Annotated in this window: 20 protein-coding genes; 2 read left to right on the plus strand and 18 right to left on the minus strand. The window is 43.6% G+C overall.

Annotated features, from left to right (window positions below):
- Positions 1–3: 3 nt before the first annotated feature.
- The 11 genes from spoIIIAG to ACOJQI_RS15725 all read right to left on the minus strand — a co-directional run bounded on the left by spoIIIAG (position 4) and on the right by ACOJQI_RS15725 (position 7590).
- A complete protein-coding gene (spoIIIAG, locus tag ACOJQI_RS15675; RefSeq protein ID WP_421379519.1) occupies positions 4–660 on the minus strand; it encodes a stage III sporulation protein AG in 657 nt (218 codons plus the stop codon).
- Positions 650–1261, minus strand: coding sequence for a stage III sporulation protein AF (gene spoIIIAF, locus ACOJQI_RS15680; RefSeq protein ID WP_421379521.1), 612 nt, complete (start codon positions 1259–1261; stop codon positions 650–652). The genes spoIIIAG and spoIIIAF overlap by 11 nt, the downstream gene beginning before the upstream one ends.
- Before the next feature lie 11 nt (positions 1262–1272).
- Positions 1273–2466: a stage III sporulation protein AE gene (gene spoIIIAE, locus ACOJQI_RS15685; protein WP_421379523.1), complete on the minus strand. Its 1194-nt coding sequence runs from the start codon at positions 2464–2466 to the stop codon at positions 1273–1275.
- A gap of 28 nt (positions 2467–2494) precedes the next feature.
- Positions 2495–2887 carry a stage III sporulation protein AD gene (gene spoIIIAD / locus ACOJQI_RS15690; protein ID WP_421385488.1) on the minus strand — a complete coding sequence of 131 codons (393 nt, stop codon included), beginning with the start codon at positions 2885–2887 and terminating at the stop codon, positions 2495–2497.
- Between the two features lie 15 nt (positions 2888–2902).
- Positions 2903–3109: a stage III sporulation protein AC gene (spoIIIAC, locus tag ACOJQI_RS15695; protein ID WP_006838772.1), complete on the minus strand. Its 207-nt coding sequence runs from the start codon at positions 3107–3109 to the stop codon at positions 2903–2905.
- 18 nt (positions 3110–3127) lie between these two features.
- Complete coding sequence (gene spoIIIAB / locus ACOJQI_RS15700) at positions 3128–3643, minus strand: stage III sporulation protein SpoIIIAB (RefSeq protein ID WP_421379525.1); 516 nt, start codon at positions 3641–3643, stop codon at positions 3128–3130.
- Positions 3644–4567, minus strand: a complete 924-nt coding sequence (gene spoIIIAA / locus ACOJQI_RS15705) for a stage III sporulation protein AA (protein ID WP_421379527.1) — start codon at positions 4565–4567, stop codon at positions 3644–3646. It lies immediately after the preceding gene.
- Between the two features lie 250 nt (positions 4568–4817).
- Positions 4818–5375, minus strand: a complete 558-nt coding sequence (gene efp, locus ACOJQI_RS15710; RefSeq protein ID WP_421379529.1) for an elongation factor P — start codon at positions 5373–5375, stop codon at positions 4818–4820.
- Positions 5376–5463: 88 nt separating this feature from the next.
- On the minus strand, positions 5464–6525 hold the full coding sequence (locus ACOJQI_RS15715; protein WP_421379531.1) for a M24 family metallopeptidase: 1062 nt from the start codon (positions 6523–6525) through the stop codon (positions 5464–5466).
- A 1-nt stretch (position 6526) separates the two neighbouring features.
- On the minus strand, positions 6527–6973 hold the full coding sequence (gene aroQ / locus ACOJQI_RS15720) for a type II 3-dehydroquinate dehydratase (protein ID WP_421379533.1): 447 nt from the start codon (positions 6971–6973) through the stop codon (positions 6527–6529).
- Positions 6974–7056: 83 nt separating this feature from the next.
- Entirely contained in the window at positions 7057–7590 is a 534-nt protein-coding gene (locus ACOJQI_RS15725) for a YqhR family membrane protein (RefSeq protein WP_421379535.1), read from the minus strand.
- Positions 7591–7837: 247 nt separating this feature from the next.
- Here ACOJQI_RS15725 and ACOJQI_RS15730 point away from each other — a divergent pair, with 247 nt between their 5' ends.
- Positions 7838–8203, plus strand: coding sequence for an SA1362 family protein (locus tag ACOJQI_RS15730; protein ID WP_421379537.1), 366 nt, complete (start codon positions 7838–7840; stop codon positions 8201–8203).
- Positions 8204–8224: 21 nt separating this feature from the next.
- Here the strand turns inward: ACOJQI_RS15730 and ACOJQI_RS15735 are convergent, their stop codons facing one another.
- The 3 genes from ACOJQI_RS15735 to ACOJQI_RS15745 form a co-directional block, all read right to left on the minus strand.
- On the minus strand, positions 8225–9112 hold the full coding sequence (locus ACOJQI_RS15735; protein WP_421379539.1) for a patatin-like phospholipase family protein: 888 nt from the start codon (positions 9110–9112) through the stop codon (positions 8225–8227).
- A 191-nt stretch (positions 9113–9303) separates the two neighbouring features.
- Complete coding sequence (locus ACOJQI_RS15740) at positions 9304–11868, minus strand: vitamin B12-dependent ribonucleotide reductase (RefSeq protein WP_421379541.1); 2565 nt, start codon at positions 11866–11868, stop codon at positions 9304–9306.
- 384 nt (positions 11869–12252) lie between these two features.
- The gene (locus ACOJQI_RS15745) at positions 12253–13089 is read right to left on the minus strand and encodes a lipoate--protein ligase family protein (RefSeq protein WP_421379543.1); all 837 of its coding nucleotides are present in this window, start codon (positions 13087–13089) and stop codon (positions 12253–12255) included.
- 219 nt (positions 13090–13308) lie between these two features.
- On the opposite strand from ACOJQI_RS15745, the gene ACOJQI_RS15750 reads away from it, so the two are divergent.
- A complete protein-coding gene (locus tag ACOJQI_RS15750; protein ID WP_421379545.1) occupies positions 13309–13692 on the plus strand; it encodes a rhodanese-like domain-containing protein in 384 nt (127 codons plus the stop codon).
- Positions 13693–13734: 42 nt separating this feature from the next.
- Here ACOJQI_RS15750 and ACOJQI_RS15755 read toward each other — a convergent pair whose 3' ends face one another.
- From ACOJQI_RS15755 to gcvPA, 4 genes are all read right to left on the minus strand, one after another.
- Positions 13735–15006, minus strand: coding sequence for an MFS transporter (locus ACOJQI_RS15755; RefSeq protein ID WP_421379547.1), 1272 nt, complete (start codon positions 15004–15006; stop codon positions 13735–13737).
- Positions 15007–15151: 145 nt separating this feature from the next.
- Positions 15152–15778 (minus strand): ArsR/SmtB family transcription factor, encoded by a 627-nt coding sequence (locus ACOJQI_RS15760; protein ID WP_421379549.1) that lies wholly within the window; start codon positions 15776–15778, stop codon positions 15152–15154.
- A 230-nt stretch (positions 15779–16008) separates the two neighbouring features.
- Positions 16009–17472: an aminomethyl-transferring glycine dehydrogenase subunit GcvPB gene (gene gcvPB / locus ACOJQI_RS15765; RefSeq protein WP_421379551.1), complete on the minus strand. Its 1464-nt coding sequence runs from the start codon at positions 17470–17472 to the stop codon at positions 16009–16011.
- Positions 17465–18811, minus strand: coding sequence for an aminomethyl-transferring glycine dehydrogenase subunit GcvPA (gene gcvPA / locus ACOJQI_RS15770; RefSeq protein WP_421379553.1), 1347 nt, complete (start codon positions 18809–18811; stop codon positions 17465–17467). The genes gcvPB and gcvPA overlap by 8 nt, the downstream gene beginning before the upstream one ends.
- Between the last annotated feature and the right edge of the window lie 5 nt (positions 18812–18816).

Genomic DNA, 18816 nt, shown 5'->3' on the forward strand with positions numbered 1-18816 from the left:
CCCTTAATTTTTAGGCATTACTGCAACCCGGTGGCTGGGAACATCCAGCACCCTCGTTACAGATTCAATGATCCATTTTTTCACTTGTATATTATCAGCACCCTTTGCAACTACAAGAACGCCGCTGATTTTAGGTTTTTTAGTTTCGGTAATGATAGGCACTTCCTTTTCACCATCCCTGATGATCACCAGCTGTTCATCCGAAGATTTATCTTCGATCGACCTGTTGCCGCCTTCCCGATCTGTTTCTTTTGTCACCTGTGTCTGCGAAGAATTGTTTTTCTCATATACCTTTCGCTCAGTCGATTCCACATTTACGACAATCGTTGGATCGCTTACACCGGCGATATCTTCAAGGGCTTCCTTTAACTGATTCTCATACCGGTCCTCGTAATCTCTCATCATGGAATCCTTTGAATCTTTAGTCCCGAAAGCAGGTACTTCTTCCTGTTCCGGCTGGCTTCCGGTATTCATGACCATGGATGCTTGCTGGTCCCCGCTTCCCCACATGTCACTGATCAGCATAAATGCAACCCCAAACAGAAGGACGATCAAGAAATAGTGGAATTTGCCCGGCTTTTTTCCAGGCTCTCCAGTTTCGTTTGAATCTTTCGAGAAAAGCTGCTGCAATGCTTTAAGCGGACCTTTATCAAATTTCATTCTTCTTTCCTGCACCTCCTTCTACCAAGATCACTAGTTTGTCACTTGGGATATTCCATTTTTCTGAAAGCATTGACACGATCTCTTGATTGCTCTCATTCTTGGGAATATTCTTGGATGTATCAATTTCTACTGGTTTTATTGCTGTGACTGCTTCTTTCTGGGAGGTATCCAAATGAACAGAAACTGACAAGATGCTTTCCGGCAGTTTCTCAAGGTCTTCCGCTTCCAGCTCGATATTTTTGACCGTTAAACCATATTGCTCTATCATCTCCTTTTCTACGTCATCTTTCATTTGGACAGCCATCTGTTCTAAAATATATGCACGTTGTGAGGCTTGTATTTCTTTTTTCTTCATTTCTACTAAATTTTCTACTGAAGCTGTTTTGACTGGCCCATCCAGATTGATTTCTGTAAGCGCTTCTTCAAAGTCAGCAGTAAATAACTTCATAAGAGGAGTAAGGATGATCGTGATGAGAAGAAGCCCTGTAACAATCTTTGTATATTTCTGCATGTTGGAACTTGGGAGAAGCATATCGATTACACTTGCCAATAAAACAAAGACGATAATATTGGTTATCCATTCTGTCAGAAATGACATCTTCTCCCTCCTTATCTCACCATCAGGGTGATATTGCCTGCCGCGATCATAATTGTGATACTGAGGAAAAACATAAATGAGACTATTGCCAGAGCAGCAAAAACGTAAATTACACTCTTGCTTATGGTATCCAGGCATGTAATGACCGGCCCCCCGCCCAAAGGCTGCAACAGAGCTGCTGCAAGCTTATAAATCAAGGCGATCATCAATATCTTCATAGCTGGGAAAGCGGCAATCATCAGGAGTATGGCGACACCGGCAATTCCGACTGTATTCTTAAGCAAGACCGACGCACTGATAACTGTATCGGCGGCATCCGTAAACATCCTCCCGATGACAGGGACAAAATTCCCTGTAACAAACTTGGCTGTCCTTACTGTAATGCCATCTGTCACTGCGGCTGTTGCTCCCTGCACAGAAATCACACCGAGGAACACTGTCATGAAAATCCCCAGCAATCCAATGCTCCAGTTTCTGAGCAGGTTAGCCAGCTGTGTAACCTTATACTGCGGCGACAAAGTGCTGACAATGCTTAACAGGGCAGAAAGGAATAATAGCGGCAGGACAATGTTTTGAATCAAGAGTCCGCTCGTATTCATAAGGAAAATGATCACCGGATGGAAAAAGGCTGCCGATATGAGTCCCCCGGAAGAAGCGATAAGCGCCAGCAGCAAGGGGATGAGGGCAATGATAAAATTGATCATTGTCCCTATCGCTTCTTTTGTATAATCAATCGCCACATGGAAACTGTTGAGCGCTATAATGATCAATACCATGAAAACAATGGCGTAGGCGACTTTGCTGACATTTCCCCCTTCAAAAGAGTTTTGCAGCGATTGTAAAAACATACTGAAAATCGTAAGCAATATCAGGGTCCCAAGAAGCTTTCCATTCATGATCAGTTCCTGAAAGGCGAAATGAAACATCCCTGAGAACCATGCCTTGAAGGAAAACTGCTTGTCCCCCTTAATAAAGTCAACCAGGCTGCCCTTTTGGCTTTCAGGCAGGAAACCTCCATACTGTGCCAACACGTCTTCCCAATAAACCTTCAGTTCATCAATCTCCAGTTTTTCCAATTGATCTTCCAATAACTTCTGTCCCACCTGGGTGTTTTGTTCTGCGTCTTCCCCTTCAGCTTGAACTGCGGATGTGCCAACATATAAGCAAAATAGTGTACAACAAATGATTAGTATTAATCGACGCATTTTTTCACCTCTAAGGGCAGCTGCTTCCTTAACTATTCGGTATCATATTGATGATGGTTTCAATGATGACAGTCAAGATCGGCACTGCCATTGCTAGAATAAGAATTTTACCTGCCAATTCCACCTTTGCTGCCAGGGCACCCTGCCCTGCGTCCTTTGTAATATGAGAAGCAAATTCTGCTATGTAGGCAATCCCTATTATTTTCAGGATGGTTTCCACATAGATCATGTTGATGTTTGCATTCGCCGCCAGCTTTTCAATCATCCGGATGATTTCGTATATCTGATCGACCAGGAATAAGAAGATCGCACAGCCAACGAACACTACAAGCAAAAAAGCAAAATTAGGCTTTTGTTCTTTAATGATCAGGGCGAGGAAAGTGGACACTAAAGCAATTCCGACTACCTGTATGATTTCAATGGCCTATTCCCCCTCTCACCCTTGGAATAGAAACACTGACTTGATTTTTTGAAACAAATCATCAACGATTGAAGCGACCATAAATAAAATGTAAATAAAGCCGAACAGTGTAACCCACTGTGCATATTCCTTCTTTCCAACCTGGTCAAGGATAGTGTGAAGGAAGGCCACTACAATACCCACACCGGCAATTTTGAAAATAATATCGACATCAATTCCCATCTTTTCCCCTCCTGATCATTACAGCAATAAAATGATGAGAAGCAGGCCTGAAAGAAACCCTAAACTTTTCGTCATTTTTTCGTATCTTTTTTGTTTTTCCAGTGCTTCTGTCTCTTCCCGTTCCAAATGCGTAAGGGTCAGTAAAATATGCTTTTGCTGGGTCAATCGGTCGTGCTTCCCCAGACTTTCACCAAACTGGGTAAGGATTTCATACTCCCGCGTCTTAAAGGCCGTCATCTTCCAGACCTCTTTAAGACTGGCTTCCCACGCTTCGCTGACAGTCGTCTCTTCTGTAGTGATTTTTTTGGCGAACACTTCAAAAAACCAGGCTACAGGACGCTGGAGCTGCTTAGACAGTTTGCGCGCTGCTTCATGAAGAGGGGTATGTCCATACATGATTTCCGCCTCAAGCGACTGTAAGGCAGATTTGAGTATCCTCAATTGCCGCGGCCGCTCGCTCAAGTACCTGGATGCTTCAAAACCTGCCCAGGAGGTAGATAGGATGATGAAAACCGCACCGATGATTTTGATCATTTATGTCACACTCGCTTTTCTCAGCAGTGAATCCCCCGCTTGATTTTTAATATCCTTAACCAGTCCGGGATGATCCCCTCTGGATAGTTCTATGAATCTCTCGACAACATTCATCTCGATGATTTCTTTAAGATAGGGACGCTTTGAAACCTCTTCTAGTGAATGCCCATGGGTTGTCATGATAAGGGAGATCCCTGCATTAACCGCTTCAAGGATAGCTTGGCCATCTTCCCGGCGGCCGATTTCATCCACGATGATTACTTCAGGGCTCATGGACCGGATAAGCATCATCATCCCTTCTGCTTTCGGGCAGGCATCCAGCACATCTATCCTCGGTCCGAACTGAAGCTGAGGCACACCATGCACACAGCCTGCAATTTCGGAACGTTCATCTACAATACCGACTTTAAACGGTGAAATTTCCTCCTCAGGGACACCTGATGAGACAATCCTTGCGATATCCCTCAGCATAGTGGTCTTTCCTGTCTGTGGAGCTCCAATAATCATGGTGTGCTTCCATCCATTGTCATAGAGACAGGGAATCAACGGGGCAGCTATGCCTATTGCTTCCCGGGCAACCCTGATATTGAAGGAAGCCAAATGCCTGATCGCCTTCACTTTCCCATCATCGAGAATCACCTTTCCGGCGAGTCCGACCCGGTGTCCGCCCTCAATTGTGATATATCCTCTTTTCAACTCTTCTTCCAATGTATAAAACGAATGGTTTGCTAATCTGTTGATCAGCTGCTCTCCATCTTTCCTTGTCACAACATAGGGAAGAAAATAAGGGATCCCCCTGGCTGTCACTTCCAGCGGTCTATCAATCCTTATTCTTATTTCTTCGATCAGCGGCTGGATATGGTCGGGCATTGCTTGGATCTTTTCTGCGATAGTTGATGGAATGATTGATAGGATTTCTTCCATATTCCCTCCTCCTCGTTATTCTGTAAAAGCTTCTTCTTAAATTGGTACATGCCTTTTGATATTAAAATGTATTCGGAGATTAGAAGATTATGACTTGATTCGGTGGGAATGAAGGGAATTATATCGACCTTTAGTACGTTAAAGCGCTAAGAGGGACAGTCCCTCTTAGCGCTTTAACGTCCTAAAACCTGCAGAAAATAAAAAAAGCTGGAGGGCAGCCTACGCCCTTCAGCTTTCTCATCATTAACAATTATGCACGTGATACATAAGAACCATCTGTTGTGTTGACCACAAGAACGTCACCTTCGTTGACGAAGAATGGTACGTTAACAGTCAATCCTGTTTCAACTGTTGCCGGTTTAGAACCGCCGGAAGCTGTATCGCCTTTGATGCCAGGTTCCGTTTCAGTGACAGTCAACTCAACTGTGTTTGGCAGTTCAACACCAAGAGTTTCACCTTGGTACATCATGATTTGAACTTCCATGTTTTCTTTCAGGAACTTCAACTCATACTCGATCTGAGCAGCGCTAAGTTCGATTTGCTCATAAGAATCTGTATCCATGAATACATGCATATCCCCATTTGCATAAAGATACTGCATTCTGCGGTTGTCGATTTGAGCTTTAGCCACTTTTTCACCTGCACGGAACGTTTTTTCCTGAATGGCTCCATTGCGCAGGTTTCTTAGTTTAGAGCGTACAAATGCCGCTCCTTTACCAGGCTTGACGTGTTGGAAATCCATTACACGCCAAATACCGTTATCTACTTCAATAGTTAGACCTGTACGAAAATCATTTACTGAAATCATGAGTGTTCCTCCTAAGATTTGAATAGCCTTGTAGACTATTTATTGCATGTCTATTATGCCATATTCTGTACGTACGGCAATAGTTTTATTAAAGAATGATTAATTCTTTCGTTGAGTGTGTCAATGTTTCGTTGCCAGTTTCAGTGATCACTGTGTCGTCCTCGATACGGACTCCGCCGATACCCTGGACATACACGCCCGGCTCTACCGTTACAATCATTCCTGGCTTTAATACTGTTTCTGAAAGATGTGACAGGCCAGGACCCTCATGGACTTCAAGGCCGATTCCGTGTCCAAGGGAGTGGCCGAAGTTATCACCGTAGCCTTTTTCTTTGATGTAATCCCTTGCGATTGCATCCGCCTGTGCCCCAGTCATACCCGGCTTGATTTCTTCCATTGCTTTCAGCTGGGATTGAAGCACAACGTCATAGATTTCCTTCAGCTTATCAGAAGGCTCGCCGACAGAAATGGTTCTTGTCATATCTGAGCAATAGCCTTTGTAATAGGCACCGTAGTCAAGTGTGATGAAGTCACCTTTTTCAATGACCTTTTCACTTGCTACTCCATGCGGAAGAGCTGAACGGGTCCCGGAAGCAACGATGATATCAAATGATGAAGATGTTGCGCCGGCTTTTCTCATGAAGAATTCCAGTTCATTCGATACTTCCAATTCTGTCTTTCCTGGTTTGATGAAATCAAGGATATGCTTGAACGCGGCATCCGCGATATCAGCAGCATCTTTAATGATCTTCAATTCTGCATCCGTTTTGATCAACCGGATATCTTCAATCAGCCCACTCACTGGAACAAGTTCAGCGCCAACCTTGCTGCGATAGCTTTCAAACGCCGAGTAAGTTAAATAATTCTTTTCAAAACCAAGCTTTTTGATTCCAAGTTTCTCTACCTGAGTCGCAACTTCATTAGGGATTGGACCTTTATGCTGTACAATCTCGAATCCTTGAGCCTGCTCTGCAGCCTGTTCCGTATAACGGAAGTCTGTGATGAATACAGCGCTGTCAGCCGTAATCAGGGCAACTCCTGAAGAACCAGTAAAACCAGTCATGTAACGGCGGTTGTATGTACTAGTGATCAATATACCGTCAATATTGCTTTCGGAAAATTTCTCTCTTAATTTATCAAGTTTACTCAACCTATTCATCTCCCTTTTGTTTGTTTATAAGAGCCTGCAAGGCAAGTTCATATCCAAATAACCCGAGGCCGACAATCTGTCCTTCAGTAACTTCTGCCAGAACGGATTGATGTCTGAAAGGTTCTCTTTTATGAACGTTTGAAATATGAACTTCAATGACGGGTACATCGATTCCGGCAATGGCATCTCTAATGGCATAGCTGTAATGTGTGTAGGCACCGGGATTGAAGATAATACCCGAGTACCCCTCATCCTCAGCCTGATGGATAAAATCGATGAGCTCACCCTCATGGTTTGATTGTTCCGCTTTCAGTTCACATCCCGCCGACAGGGCAGCTTTTTTCACTTTCTTTTCAAGCTCATCCAACGTTGCAGTCCCGTAAATCTGCGGTTCCCGCTTGCCTAAGCGGTTAAGGTTCGGTCCATTAAGCAGAAGAATCTTTCGCATATGTATTCACCCATAAAAATAGAATGTTCAACATGAACATTCTAACATAAACTTATTGACAAACCTACTACAATGTCTGAATCTTACTGACTTACTTGTTCTTCTTTCTCGTGATGGTGGCGAAGTTCGTTTTCCTCATAAGAGATCGAATAACCGATAAAGACTCCATATAGTATATAAAGGCAGGCTTCCGTTATCAGGGTTATATAATCTGTATCGCCCAGCCCCTTCATACTTGGGAAAAGCGGGTTCAATACTACAAAAACAATGAGCATCAAGGCAATGCCGTAGCCGGCACCCACCCACATGGATTTAAGCTTTCTTAAAAGAGCATAGTAAACAAGTGCAACCCCAATGGATACCAACCCATATGCGAGGATGGAAATGACTATTCCCAGCCAGGTTTCTTTCCAGTCCCCGACAGCCCAAGGTTCAAGGATGATGTTCGGCTCGAGTTTTGTAAAGGAGAACATATAGCAGATATAGGCAATCCCGCTCCACAGAATTCCCCCTGTGAATCCGGTTGCAATCACCATGCCAATAAATGAAAGCGGCTTTTCCTGTTTATTCTGTTCCAGCTTCTTATCACTTGACGGTTCTTGTTCTCTTGCAGACATCAAAACACCTCCTTTGGGTAGTATGTCCATTTCCATAAAAGTATTTCATCTTCACAAGATATTGCTTAAATTAATAAGTTTTTAGTAAAATAAAAATACTTACATTCGAAAAATCACAAACCAACATCCAGCAAAAGACAAATGTGTAAAATTAAACAGAATTACGGTTAGAATGGACGGATTTAGTCTAAAATATAGATAAAGGCCTATTATGCTTTACACATCAGTTCCAAAGGAGGTGACCTTCTTGAATGCTCGTTTCATAATTGCAGGAGCTGTTATTCTATTAGCCTCTATCGGTTTGGTTTCCACGCTTATGGGAGATCCTCTTGAACTTCTTCAAAGAATACTCATTTTTGCAGTAATTGCCGGAGTCATTTATTTTGTTTTCCGGAAAGTGATGATGGGTGGGAAAGGAAAAGACAAGGATCAAAAAGCTTTCCTGAAGGCGGCAAAACAATCCAAGAAGCGGTATAACAAGAAAACAGCTGCTACAAAAGCAAAAGCCAGTGCGCCGAGTCCATTTCGCAAAAAGTCCTATCGTAAAAAATCCCAAGCCAATCTTACTGTTATTGAAGGTAAAAAAAATAGAAAAAATCGAGCATCTCTCTAAGCTCGATTTTTTTATTTCTCTTCATCCAAAGCTCCAGCCCCGCAAAAATTCTATGGCCTTGATATATCCATATTCCGCAAGTTCCCTTTTTTTCTCATCAGTCAATTCAAACTCTGTTGTCAGCACACCTTCCGTCGGGATGAATATGATATTTGTCGCATGTTTCCTCGAGATATAACGGGAATCATGAGCATCCTTCATTGTTTGAAACAGAGCCCCATACATATCAATCGCATTGTGTATCTCATTTTTTGGCCTTTCCTGGATACTGGGACTAAGTTTGATCCCTAACACGGGCCTGACTTTCTTGGTGTTCTCTTTATCAAACAGCCACATGGGGAAATTGCTCAAAACCCCGCCGTCGACTACGAGACTTAGTCCTTCCAGGGATTTCAACCGCACCGGTTCAAAAAAATAAGGCAGGCTGGCACTCATCCTGATCGCCCTCGCTACAGGAAAGGTCTCTTTTGGTATGCCATATTTCTCGAGGTCATCGGGCAGGACCATAAGCCGGCCGTTTGATAAGTCTGACGCTATGACCCTCAATGCCCCAGGCGCAAGGTCGGCAAACGTATATATCCCCCTAACCCGCAACTTCTCTTCCAGCCATTCTTCCAAAGCATCGCCTTTATAGAGACCGAGTTTCCAATAAACCCTGAGCCAGCGCACTAAAGGTACCGAAGAAAGCAGGGCCTTTTTATCCAATAAGTCCGTCAATTCGATTTCATCCATTATCTGGAGAAGGTGATCACTTTTGTAACCGGCTGCAATAAAGCCTGCTATGATGGCTCCCGCACTTGTACCCGCAAGCCTTTTGAATCGAATTCCCTTTTCTTCAATTGCCTTATAGGCTCCAATCATGGCCAGCCCTTTGATTCCACCACCTGAGAATACACCATCGATGTTCATGGAACCATCCCCTTCAAAATTTCCTTATTACATCTTTAATTCAATTTGAAGGGTTTTAGAATAAAAAAATGCCCAGAATTATTTTACTCCTTTAAAGCACTGAAAGGGACAGTCCCTCTTAACGCTTTAAAGGGGTAAAGCTTTGGAGGCATAAAAAAAGAAGGAGAAAATAAATTCTCCTTCTTCTTATATTATAGTCCGCATTTCAGCTGTGCCCCACAGTTGGTACATGTGTTGCAGCCGCCCATATCTTTGACTGTTCCTTTGCGGCAGACCGGGCAGGTGTTGCCGACTTCGGAACCGATGGTTACATCTGTTGCTCTTACGTCCTGGATTGTATCCACCAGCACGACCGGCTTTTTGCCTTGTGCAACCGGCTGTTCAATCTCTTCTTCATCAAAGCTGTTCTCTTCAGCTTTTAAGGTCAGAACCTGTGAGTCACGGCTTCCATCAACGTAGACAGTACCGCCTTTCGCTCCGCCTTTATATAATCTTTCATATACAGCCTCCACCTGGTCTACCGTGTAGCCTCTCGGAGCATTGACTGTCTTGGAAATAGAGCTGTCAATCCAGCGCTGGATGACACACTGTGCGTCTGCATGCGCTTCAGGAGCAAGTTCCATTGAAGAAATGAACCATTCCGGCAGGGCATCCGGATCAGCATCAGGATTGCGGTCCAGATATTCTTGGACAATTTCAGCCTTCACTTCAATGAATTTCCCAAGGCGTCCGCTTCTGTAATAAGTGAAGGAGAAATAAGGTTCAAGACCTGTAGCTACCCCTACCATTGTCCCCGTGCTTCCTGTTGGCGCCACAGTCAGCAAGTGAGAATTTCGGATACCGTTTTCCAGAATGGACTGTCTTACATCTTCAGGCATCTTGCTCATATATCCTGTATTAATGAAAGCTTCCCTCAGGTGGTTTGTTTCTTCTTCTGTCTCACCTTGAAGGAACGGGAAACTTCCCTTTTCCTTGGATAGTTCAACAGATGCACGGTAAGCCGTCACTGCGATTGTTTCAAATACTTCATCAATTAGCTTGTTGCCTTCTTCAGAACCGTATTCTTTCTCACAGTAGATCAATAGATCGGCAAGTCCCATGACCCCAAGGCCGACACGGCGTTCGCCAAGTGCCTGCTTTTTATTTTGTTCCAGGAAGTATGGAGTTGCATCGATGACGTTATCCTGCATGCGCACTCCGACTTCCACAGTCTTTTTCAGTTTTTCAAAATCGACTGTCTTGCTCTCTTTATCTGCGAATTCAGCAAGGTTTACCGCTGCAAGGTTGCAGACGGAAAATGGTGCGAGTGGCTGCTCTCCGCATGGGTTCGTCGCTACAACCTTCTGTCCATAAGCTTTGGCATTCGTCATGTCATTTGCATTATCAATGAAGAAAATACCCGGCTCTGCAGAATATGTTGCACAGACATTGATCAGGTTCCATAACTCTTTGGCACGCATCTTTCTGTAAGTGCGTACTTTATAGCCCATTTGTTCCCACTCACGAACATCACCGACTTCATGCCAGTTTTCATTATAGAATTTCATTTCTTCCTCATCATATTTCTCTACATCAGGGAAGCGCAGCTCGTATTCAGCATCGTTCTCGACCGCTTCCATAAAATCACTTGTCAAGCAGACAGAGATGTTTGCACCAGTCAGGAACTCAGAGTTATGAACAGAGTATGAGCCTCCAGTTCTTAATTTTTCCTCCGCTTCTTTGATGATTTTATCAGAGAAACCGCCAAGGCCGGGAATCTGTTTGTAGTTTACAATTCCCTGATACATGTCTTGTTCCTGTTCAGTAAGCGGTGTGAATTTCAGTTTATCCTTTGCCGCCTTTTTGATTTGCTCATCTTCTGTGTTTTCAAGCAGATAACGCAGAATACGGGGATTTTGCATTTTTGAAATGATGAATTCAATGATATCCGGGTGCCAGTCGGCAAGCATGATCATCTGGGCCCCGCGTCTTGATCCACCCTGCTCAACAAGGTGCGTCAACTTCGCAATGTCATCCAGCCAGGAAACGGAACCGGAAGATTTCCCGTTCACACCTCTTGCCAGTGTGTTTCTCGGCCTTAACGTCGAGCCATTCGTTCCGACTCCGCCTCCGCGGCTCATGATTTCCATTACCTGTTTACGGTGGTCGGAGATTCCGTCCCTTGAGTCTTTGACGAATGGCATTACATAGCAGTTGAAATAAGTAACGTCCGTATCTGCACCTGCTCCGTACAGTACACGTCCGGCAGGGACAAAATTCATATTGACGAGTTCATGGTAGAACTTTTCAAACCATTCCTGTCTTTTTTCTTCTGTCGTCTCTACACTTGCAAGTCCTGTGGCATTTCTCTTTGCGATCTGCTCATAGTAGATTTCAAGCGGCTTTTCAATGACATCCAAGGAACGTTTGACAACAGCCGTCTCAGCTTCCTCAGGATTATCAATGGAACTTCTATATTCTTCATCGATCAATACTTCAGCCTGCTTGTTCTCCCAGTCGATGCTCTTGATGTACCCCAGCCCTCTGGCAGGGAATTTAGGATCTTCCTTGATGGTCAGAACAACGAAGTCACCTTCAGTAAGTGTGATCTTTTCAGTGTCTTTAAACGAGTAGCGGTCAAGCATTACGAGGCGTGAAACACCCTTATGGGTAATCTGCATATCCGGGGTAATGGGATGGACTTGCGGAAATAAACCGATTGCTTTGTTCAATCTCTCTCTGTTAAGATTCATTTCTTGTTTCGATACGACAGACATAAATACAACTCCTTAAACTACTATATTGAATAAATTCTCTGTTTCTATCATTTGGTGTAATTCAAAAATAAACTTATCATAGCCAAAAATGAAAATCAACCAATATACACTATATATAGTGTATAAAATATTTTTCGACACACTATATATTGTGTTTAGTTCATGGTGAATCATTTTTGTCAAACTGAAAATATGCCGGAAAGAGGAGGAATCCGAAGGTAATAATAGATTATGAAGCACGAATCAACAAAACACGACAATTTTCAGGGTTGAAAAAACCGCAGACCGCTTCAGCCCTTGATAAAAGCAAAAAAAGCGACTCTCATCGCTTTTTCTAAATTAAAAAAATCAGATTGTTGTTGCTGAAACATACGAAAAAATGGACTATCTCTTAAAATTCCATTCATCCGATTCGTACCTTCTTTTCGCCAGTTCTTCTACATATTGTGTTTCCTCTTCTGACAACACATATGGCTGCAGCTCGATATCGAGTCCCTGTTCGAACCCTTCCTTAAATGCCGCCTTTGCCATATCCAAAGTCACTTTTTCCTTACTGATTTCATTGACCGCAACCGCTTTACTTTTGAATGCTCTCTGCATGCGTTCCTTTACACGGTCATTCGGATACTTAAAGAGGCTGAATAACTTGTCTTCATCCAGGTCGAGCAAAATGGATCCGTGCTGCAAGATGACACCTTTCTGCCTGGTCTGTGCACTGCCGGCTACCTTTCTGCCTTCCACAACAAGCTCATACCAGCTCGGGGCGTCAAAACAAACCGCTGACCGGGGATTCTTCAAACCCTGCTTTTCTTCTTCGGTTCTCGGTACTGCAAAATAAGCTTCAAGACCAAGGGCCCTGAACCCTCTTAAAATGCCTTCTGAAATCACCCGGTAAGCCTCGGTGACCGTCTTTGGCATATCGGGGTGTTCCTCCGTAACGATTACGCTGTATGTAAGTTCATGTTCATGAAGGACACCCCTGCCGCCTGTCGGACGACGTACAAATCCAAGCCCATGCTCTTTAACCGCATCCATGTTGATTTCTTTTTCCACTTTCTGAAAGTAACCCACTGATAACGTTGCCGGATCCCATCCATAAAACCGGATTACCGGCGGGATTTTCCCCTCACTATGCCAATCAAGCAAGGCTTCATCCAATGCCATGTTATAAGACGGGGAACAGTTCCCCGAGTCAATATACCGCCATACTTCCTTTGTCATACTTCATACCCTCTTTTACTCTTTTTAAGTCGAATTCTAGTCTACCAAAGACATTTAAAAAAACAAAGAAGAAAAACTTTCCCTAAAGACACATTCCTTTCAAAAAGATTTCTTGTCCTGCCTATTTTTCAACTATATAATAAGAGTAGATTTCTTTTGATTCTGCAAAAGAGAGAGAATATAATAGAGATTAGTGAATTTTGAAAGGGGTTTGAAGTCTTGTCAGGTTTATATTTCTTATTAATTGTTTTAGGTGCGATCATTGTCTATTCAATTATTACGTTTTTCACGCAAAAACGTATTGTCAATAATCTAACGGAAGAGGAATTCCGTGCAGGATACCGTAAAGCCCAGTTGATCGATGTCAGGGAACCGAACGAGTATGAAGCAGGACATATTTTGGGTGCTAGAAACATCCCGCTTTCACAGATGAAACAAAGACAGCAGGAAATCCGCAATGACCAGCCTGTGTACTTGTACTGCCAAAGCGGCATGCGCAGCGGAAGAGCCGCTCAAATGCTTCGCCGAAAAGGCTACAGAGACCTTCATCAATTACAGGGCGGTTTCAAAAAGTGGAGCGGAAAAGTAAAAAAGAAGAAATGATTACTGAAAGCCGAATCTTTTATCGATTCGGCTTTTTCTATTTTAGGAGGTCATCTTAACTTTAGACGAAAGCCCCAATTCTTCTGGTGTAATATTGACGGAGCTCGGTAGAGAACGCAATGCTTTGTCGAGAAGCCAGACAACGGAAACAAAGACAACTCCTGCAGCAGAACCTGCAAATACTATTGTCGGATTGATGACATCAGCCAGATAACCGCCGATCAATGATCCAAAAGGCATGGCAGCCGCTCCCAGGGAAGCTGTGACCGAAAAGATTCTGCCCATTAAATGCTGAGGGACAATCGATTGAATAGCCGCCCCCATTATGATATTCGTTGCACCAATCGGAATCCACGAAAGCCCAAAGAAGATAATACTGACTGTGGTTGAAGGAATGAAACCTGAAATCATCCAGAAGCTGCCGCCCAAGAAGAAAAGAATGATCACCAGCTTCCCAAGTGAATATTTTTCAAATAAAGAAGCTGTCAATGCCCCAATCAAAGCTCCTCCGGAAATAGCAGCCAAATAAAGTCCATAGGCTTCAGAACCGCCTCTTATCTCAGCAAACGCCGGCATAACGGCATAGGTGGATCCGATTGCAAAGTTGGCGACAATCGATCCGAGCAGGAACTTTGCCAGCCTGGAGCGGAAAACGATTGCAAATCCTTCTGCTAAGTCTTTCTTATACGAGACAGCCTTTTCTTTAATGGAGATTTTTTCTTTTACTGTATTTTCCTGATTTCCTGTCAGTACTATTAATCTGAAAAGAATTGCAGCAATTATGAAAGTTACCGCATCAATCATGTATAGAGTGATTGCTCCCACAAAAGCAACCATAATCCCGGCAATTGCATTAAAAGCCAAGTCAACACCTTGATAGGCAATGGAAAACAAGGAATTTCCTTTTACAAGCTGATCTTTCCTGATAATCCTTGGCATCAGTGACGACTGGCCCGGATAAGCGAATTGTTCAATAGCCGCTATTATTGGCATGATCACTAGAATGAAAGCAACGTTCAGAACGCCGGCATAGTAAGCTGCCGGTATAAAAAGCACCAGGAGAGCCTGCAAAACCTGAGTCCACACAAGAAGCTTTTGAACCTGCAGCTTATCAACGATCGGCCCCGTTAAAAACTGCAAGGTGCCCGGCAGCAGGGTGAGAAACCCGGCCAGACCTGTATAAAAAGCACTGCCGCCTAACTCAAATACAAGCCACATAGCAGCTACATAGTAAAGACTATCCCCGATATTCGTCACCATTCTCCCAAAAAATAAAGCAGCGAAGTTACGATTCTTCAACAACAGTTCTTTCATTTATTTGAACTCCTTTCCATTCGGTTAAATTTTTTTTACTGTTAATCCAAAAAAAAATCGACTTATCGATAAATACTTTTTCTCGGTTAAAATTATTTAACCGTCGCCTTGTAAAAAAGGGAGATTCCCTTTTGAATCTCCCTTTTCATTTTTCATCTTCTTCGTTCTTTGAAATCCTTTTGGCAAAATTTGATTCATCTACCTGGAAGCCGAAGCCTGACATGTAGTAGAACTTTGCGTCGGGATTTTCTTTATCGTCCTTTACCCGAGTTTGAAATTCTTCCAAAAGTTCGAAATATTTTTTCGTGTACCATCTGAAATTTTCTTCCGTCACCTTTGTTTCCCAGGAAGTCGCAAGTATATTCCAATCTGACGGATCATTAGGTCCAGCTTCTTCAAAAGCTTCACTCGGTGCCTCCATTAACCTTGTCATGGTTCGATCCAGCATGGCATAAAGCATCTGCCTTTTCGTATCACTGATTTCCTCTTTATGGGGCATCAGACTGGCATCTGGATAGAAACCGCTGGCAACGGATTGATAAAACTTCTGTATGATGCCATTTTTTTCTTCTGTTTTGACGATTTCAATCAAGCCAAGCTTCTCAAGCTCCCTTAAATGATAATGAATTCGTGCCCGGGACAGGTCAAATATCTCTGACAGCTGCTGCCCTGTATAAGGGCTCTCCACAAGCCTTAACATTAATTTCACTCTAAACGGGTCGCTCAATGCTTTCAATTGATTGTAATCCCTGATAATCATCATGGGCTGCATTACTAATCACACCTGTATTATTTTCTAACTCGGTAAAATTAATTTTACCGGTTAAAGATAATTTATCACGAAAGGGAATCTTTGGCAATACCCAATTTAAAAAATAATTGAGATTTTTTCATTTAATTTTTTGGCGTCCAAACCAGACGAACCCAGCCGCCTTCCACCCTCTCACTTTTTTAACCGACAATGAAAAAAAGGATGCCCATGCAGGACATCCTTTTTCGAGATTAATCTTCTTTTGTGTAACGTAATACTGGTTTACGCGCAGCAAGTGTTTCGTCAAGTCGCTTGATGACTGTTGTATGAGGGGCTTCCTGAACGATCTCAGGATTCTCCTCGGTTTCTTTAGCAATTTGGATCATCGCATCGATGAACGCGTCAATCGTTTCTTTTGATTCCGTTTCAGTCGGCTCGATCATCATACATTCCTCTACATTCAATGGGAAGTAGATTGTCGGCGGATGATACCCGAAGTCAAGCAGGCGTTTAGCGATATCCAGCGTGCGGACACCCAGTTTCTTTTGACGCTTGCCGCTGATGACAAACTCATGCTTGCAATGGCGGTCATACGGCAGATCGAAGTAAGGAGCCAGTCTGCGCATCATATAATTGGCGTTGATAACTGCATTTTCCGTTACCGCTTTTAATCCGTCAGGACCCATTGTGCGGATATAGGTGTAGGCGCGTACATTGATACCAAAGTTACCGTAGTAAGGTTTTACACGGCCGATGGACTGCGGACGGTCATAGTCGAATACATACTCGTCATCACGCTTTACAAGCACCGGTTTCGGAAGGTATGGAATCAAGTCCGCTTTCACTCCTACTGGACCGCTTCCAGGACCGCCGCCACCGTGTGGACCTGTGAATGTTTTGTGAAGGTTAAGGTGAACGACATCAAAGCCCATATCGCCTGGACGAGCTTTTGACATAACCGCATTCAAGTTCGCTCCATCATAATAAAGCTTACCGCCAGCCTGATGGACAATTGCAGCCATCTCCAGGATGTTCTCTTCGAAGAGTCCCAGCGTATTTGGGTTTGTCAGCATCAATGCTGCGGTATCATCACCCACTACACGTTTAAGGTCTTCCATATCCACGAGGCCATTTTCATCAGACTTTACTGTCACTGTTTCAAAACCAGCAACCGTTGCAGATGCAGGGTTTGTTCCATGAGCAGAGTCAGGAACGATAACTTTTGTACGATTTGTATCACCGTTTGCCTCATGATAAGCACGGATCATCATCAATCCAGTCCACTCACCATGAGCTCCTGCTGCAGGCTGAAGAGTCACTTCATCCATACCAGTAATTTCTTTCAAGTGCTCCTGCAAATCATACATCAATTCTAATGCACCCTGCACACCTTCTGTTTCCTGTAGAGGATGAAGATGGGCAAAGCCATTGAATCTCGCTACATTTTCATTGATTTTCGGATTGTATTTCATTGTACAAGACCCAAGAGGGTAGAAACCTGAATCTACTCCATGATTACGCTTGGACAGTGCTGTATAATGGCGCATGATATCCAGTTCAGAAACCTCGGGAAGTTCAGGTGCTTCCTCGCGTGTGTATTCTGCCGGAATCAATTCCGATAAGTCGACTTGCGGAACATCGATCTCAGGTAGGCTGTAGCCGGTACGTCCTTCTTTTGATAGTTCAAAAATGAGAGGCTGATCGTTCTTATGCATGATAATCCCCCAATTCTTTAGCAAATGTATCGATTTCTTCTTTTGTACGAAGTTCTGTAACCGCTACAAGCATATGATGATTTAAATCGGAATCAACGAGGCCAAGATCATATCCGCCGATGAATTCTTTTTTCAATAACTCTGAATTGATTTCTTTTACAGGGCGGTTTGTCTTTATGACAAACTCGTTGAAAGAAGGCCCTTCAAATGCAATTTCCACTCCGTTTTGTTTAAGTGCTTCTTTTGCATAATGAGCTTTTTGAATATTTTGCATTGCCATTTCCTTCACGCCGCTCTTGCCCAGTGCTGTCATGGCAACAGAAGCTGCAAGAGCATTCAGTGCCTGGTTGGAACAGATGTTGGAGGTAGCTTTATCTCGGCGGATATGCTGTTCACGCGCTTGAAGAGTTAGTACGAATCCACGCTGTCCATCCTCATCAACCGTTTGGCCGACAAGGCGCCCAGGTACTTTACGCATAAGTTTTTTCGTTACAGCAAAGTATCCGCAGTGCGGCCCGCCGAATGCTGTTGGAATTCCGAAAGGCTGTGCATCACCAATGACGATATCAGCTCCGAGCTTCCCTGGAGGTGTCAGCACACCAAGTGCCAAAGGATTTGAGGAAACCACAAACATTGCCTTTTTGTCGTGAACGATGCTCTCAAGCTTTGCAAGTTCTTCTATTCTTCCAAAGAAGTTAGGGTATTGGACGATAACCGCAGCGATCTCATCTGACATCATTTCTTCCAATGCCTTCTCATCCGTCACTCCGTCTTTATGCGGAATTTCTACTACTTCAATATATTGTCCTTTTGCATAGGAGCGCAGAACGTCTTTTGATTCAGGGTGGACAGTGCTGGAGACAAGAACCTTCTTCCTTCTGGTCTGGCCGGCACTCAGCATGGCAGCCTCGGCAAGGGCCGTTCCGCCGTCATACATGGAAGAGTTCGCTACGTCCATACCTGTCAATTCACAAATCATCGTTTGGAATTCGAAGATGGCCTGCAATTCTCCTTGAGAAATTTCCGGCTGATAAGGTGTGTAGGCTGTATAGAATTCAGAACGGGACAATACATGGTCCACAATCACAGGCATATAGTGATCATAAACACCTGCTCCAAGGAATGATGTATTTGAACGCAAGTCTGCATTCTTGGCAGCCAACTGGCTCAATTCCTTCATCAAGGAAGTTTCAGCTTTCGCTTTCTTAATGTTGTACTCGCCCTTGAATCTCACTTTCTCAGGAATATCTTCAAACAGCTCGTCTACAGAGCTGACTCCAATCGCTTCCAGCATTTCCTTTTGATCTTGTTCTGTCATTGGTAAATAACGATGCTTCATAAGGA

This window comes from Bacillus salacetis, from assembly GCF_049177075.1.
Taxonomy (GTDB): domain Bacteria; phylum Bacillota; class Bacilli; order Bacillales; family Bacillaceae_B; genus Rossellomorea; species Rossellomorea salacetis_A.

What these genes read in the sequence shown, in the direction of transcription:
- gcvPB (WP_421379551.1), bottom strand. Translation starts at nt 17,472, where the DNA reads ATGCATAAGAACGATCAGCCTCTCATTTTTGAACTATCAAAAGAAGGA.
- ACOJQI_RS15740 (WP_421379541.1), bottom strand. Translation starts at nt 11,868, where the DNA reads ATGTCTGTCGTATCGAAACAAGAAATGAATCTTAACAGAGAGAGATTG.
- spoIIIAF (WP_421379521.1), bottom strand. Translation starts at nt 1,261, where the DNA reads ATGTCATTTCTGACAGAATGGATAACCAATATTATCGTCTTTGTTTTA.
- ACOJQI_RS15725 (WP_421379535.1), bottom strand. Translation starts at nt 7,590, where the DNA reads ATGTCTGCAAGAGAACAAGAACCGTCAAGTGATAAGAAGCTGGAACAG.
- spoIIIAA (WP_421379527.1), bottom strand. Translation starts at nt 4,567, where the DNA reads ATGGAAGAAATCCTATCAATCATTCCATCAACTATCGCAGAAAAGATC.
- ACOJQI_RS15735 (WP_421379539.1), bottom strand. Translation starts at nt 9,112, where the DNA reads ATGAACATCGATGGTGTATTCTCAGGTGGTGGAATCAAAGGGCTGGCC.
- aroQ (WP_421379533.1), bottom strand. Translation starts at nt 6,973, where the DNA reads ATGCGAAAGATTCTTCTGCTTAATGGACCGAACCTTAACCGCTTAGGC.
- ACOJQI_RS15760 (WP_421379549.1), bottom strand. Translation starts at nt 15,778, where the DNA reads ATGCAGCCCATGATGATTATCAGGGATTACAATCAATTGAAAGCATTG.
- ACOJQI_RS15755 (WP_421379547.1), bottom strand. Translation starts at nt 15,006, where the DNA reads ATGAAAGAACTGTTGTTGAAGAATCGTAACTTCGCTGCTTTATTTTTT.
- gcvPA (WP_421379553.1), bottom strand. Translation starts at nt 18,811, where the DNA reads ATGAAGCATCGTTATTTACCAATGACAGAACAAGATCAAAAGGAAATG.
- efp (WP_421379529.1), bottom strand. Translation starts at nt 5,375, where the DNA reads ATGATTTCAGTAAATGATTTTCGTACAGGTCTAACTATTGAAGTAGAT.
- spoIIIAC (WP_006838772.1), bottom strand. Translation starts at nt 3,109, where the DNA reads ATGGGAATTGATGTCGATATTATTTTCAAAATTGCCGGTGTGGGTATT.
- ACOJQI_RS15745 (WP_421379543.1), bottom strand. Translation starts at nt 13,089, where the DNA reads ATGACAAAGGAAGTATGGCGGTATATTGACTCGGGGAACTGTTCCCCG.
- spoIIIAE (WP_421379523.1), bottom strand. Translation starts at nt 2,466, where the DNA reads ATGCGTCGATTAATACTAATCATTTGTTGTACACTATTTTGCTTATAT.
- spoIIIAG (WP_421379519.1), bottom strand. Translation starts at nt 660, where the DNA reads ATGAAATTTGATAAAGGTCCGCTTAAAGCATTGCAGCAGCTTTTCTCG.
- spoIIIAB (WP_421379525.1), bottom strand. Translation starts at nt 3,643, where the DNA reads ATGATCAAAATCATCGGTGCGGTTTTCATCATCCTATCTACCTCCTGG.